The organism is Tunicatimonas sp. (assembly GCF_049647865.1).
GTDB lineage: Bacteria > Bacteroidota > Bacteroidia > Cytophagales > Cyclobacteriaceae > Tunicatimonas.
In genome coordinates, this window is the sequence record NZ_JBARYM010000156.1 from 1 (window position 1) to 2728 (window position 2728).

At 44.1% G+C, this 2728-nt stretch carries 4 protein-coding genes; 2 read left to right on the forward strand and 2 right to left on the reverse strand.

The window, feature by feature from the left end:
• The coding region (locus WBA23_RS04855) for an aspartate-semialdehyde dehydrogenase (protein ID WP_424581123.1) at positions 1-417 on the reverse strand (417 nt) is incomplete at its 3' end.
• 128 nt (positions 418-545) lie between these two features.
• Between WBA23_RS04855 and WBA23_RS04860 the strand changes: the two genes are divergently transcribed.
• Positions 546-1271 (forward strand): endonuclease III domain-containing protein, encoded by a 726-nt coding sequence (locus WBA23_RS04860; RefSeq protein WP_424581124.1) that lies wholly within the window; start codon positions 546-548, stop codon positions 1269-1271.
• Between the two features lie 12 nt (positions 1272-1283).
• On the opposite strand, the gene WBA23_RS04865 is transcribed toward WBA23_RS04860, so the two are convergent.
• Positions 1284-1982 (reverse strand): ion transporter, encoded by a 699-nt coding sequence (locus WBA23_RS04865; protein ID WP_424581126.1) that lies wholly within the window; start codon positions 1980-1982, stop codon positions 1284-1286.
• Positions 1983-2084: 102 nt separating this feature from the next.
• Here WBA23_RS04865 and WBA23_RS04870 point away from each other — a divergent pair.
• Positions 2085-2728 (forward strand): tetratricopeptide repeat protein (locus WBA23_RS04870; RefSeq protein WP_424581127.1); only part of this gene is annotated, 644 nt, incomplete at its 3' end.

The window sequence follows — 2728 nt, forward strand, 5'->3', positions numbered from 1 at the left end:
GTGCAACGGAGCCAGTGCTACCACCATCTGAATAGTAGAGCAGTTGGGGTTCGCAATAATCCGGTCTTCTTCGGTCAGCACATTGGCATTCACCTCCGGTACTACTAGTTTATTAGCGGGATTCATCCGCCAAGCGGAAGAATTGTCCACCACAAAAGCACCCATTTCGGCAAATTTGGGCGCGTACTCTAGCGAAGTGGAACCTCCCGCTGAGAAAATAGCAATATCCGGCTGAGCTGCAATAGCATCTTCCATACTCACGACCGGATAGGATGCACCTTTAAATTCAATGGTCTTCCCTACTGACCGGGCCGAAGCAACCGGAAGCAGTTCGTCGAGTGGAAAATTGCGTTGCGCTAAAACATTTAGCATTTCGGTACCCACCAATCCGGTAGCACCCACTACAGCTAATTTCATAATTTGATGATTTGCAGATAAAACTATCCGGCAAATATACTGGCACCGATACTTAAATGTTGCCTGTTCCGGCTTTTTTTTGTTCCGAATCTTCAAAACTACTATTGCTGAGTAAGGTTATCTGTACTATGGAAGCTAATAGCAAACCTGCCAATAAGATCACCAAAGAATCTCATAACCAGTCTTCGGAAGAGAAAATCAATATTGGCATTAATCGGTTAGAAGGTCAGTTCGGGCGACAAAAGCGTTTCTCTAGTAAACCACCCATTGACCAGCTAATTTCTACTATTTTATCGCAGCGGACTAATTATGCAAACGAACGTAAGGCATTTGAGCAAATGCAGCAGCGGTTTGGTTCCTGGGAGAATATTATGAACGCTCCGGTAGAGGAACTAACCGAAGCCATTGCTTCTTCCAACTACCCTGATGTGAAAGCTCCTCGCATTAAAACCACGCTCCGCCGGATTTACGAAGAGCGCGGTAACTTTGATCTGAGCTTTCTGGCCAATATTCCGGTAAAAGAAGCGATGGATTGGCTGATGCAGTTTGAAGGGGTGGGCCATAAAACGACTACTTTTTTGCTGTTGTTCACCTTTCGCAAACCGGTATTGCCGGTAGATACGCACGTCCACCGGGTTTCCCAACGACTCGGTATTATCGACCAAAAGACCAATCAGGCGAAAGCCCACACCGTGCTGCTGGATTTGCTGCCCGAAGATGCCGACGAACTGTTGAATTACCACAAACTATTCTTCAAACATGGTCAACGGGTGTGTACCTGGAGCTACCCGCGCTGCCGGGAGTGTATCCTTACTGATATTTGCGATTATTATCAGGCTAAAAAAGCAATATAATCTAGAAGCGTATTATCGATTAATGTTCTCCAAAATACCAGTATCTCTTCTAATAGATTTATCTGTCTTTCGTTCTTTTCGCTTCTCTATTAGAAAAGCGAGAATCAGCCCATTGAAGTAAGCAAAGAGTAGTAGTCCAATCTTATTTAACACTACAGTTGCAATAATTCCGCCGGGGCTTTGCGCTTGAGCTATACTAACTTTCGCGTTCAGAACATTCAAGGTAGCCCACCAAAGTGCTTCTGGTGCGGTAAAAATATTAGAAGAGTAGCCTCGCTCAAATTCTATAATAAGGCTCGCAGATAGTGAAAAGGTAATAAATGTGAATAGGAAGATAATCAGGGACAGACTTTGTATCCTGCTTTGTTCTATAGTGTTGAAAAGAATTCTCGCTGACTTTATTGATCGAAGAAAACGAACGATTCGGACTACTCTTGACAGCCTGCCCCACCGTAATGGATCAACAGCAGGGATAGAAGAAATGAGATCAACCCAACCCCATTTCATAAATTCTTTCTTGGATTCTGCTCTATAGAAGTTCACTCCAAAATCAGTCAAAAATATTAGGCATATAATCAAATCAATTTGTTGAATAACTCGCTTAGTTTCAGCATCGGTTATAAAGAAAGATTCTACAACCAACATGCCGAGAACGTATATGCTAAGAAATAGCAACAGAATTTGATAAAGGGCCGACTTGTTCTCACGCATAGAATAGCTATTAAAGCTGGATATCTTAAAAAAACTGAATATGAAGGTTAGTGAACATACAAATTGCGAACCACTCACCTTCCTTCTTGCGTTCATTGAGCAATGAAAGCGGGGATAATCTTACTTATCGGTATCACGCTACTGGCCTGTACTAAAAAAACGGAGCAGGAACTGTTTGTAGAGCGAGCAGCGCAGGTATATAATCTGTACGATGAGGAAGGCAATTTGGTGGATTACGACGAGGCTATGGAGCGGTTTCATAATTACGCTCGTTCGTACAATGAACGCGGAGTATCCATGTTTAAGGAACAGTTGTACGGTCAGGCACTAGAAGATTTTACTCAGGCTCTGAAGTACGATAAAAATTATGCGGCCGCTTATTGCAACCGCGGTTACGTATACGCCAAGCGGGAAGAGTACCGATCGGCCTTAGCCGACCTGAACCAAGCGTTAAAGATTAATCCTAAGTACGCCAAAGCCTATCAGCACCGAGCTTGGGTAAAGCAGAAGCTAGGCTATCCGCTAGAAGCCGTGAAAGATGCCAGCCGGGCATTAAAAATCACTCCGCGCAACGCAGAACTTTACCTGCTGCGAGCCGCCAATCACTATCGGCTGGAAAATAATCTGGAAGCATTCACTGATGCGCTGATTGCCCGCCGCCTAAAAAACAAAAATGCCCAGCGGCTACTTGATCGCATTTCTAAGGAACACCCCGAAATTCCGAAGGCTATTTTTTCGGCTCATCG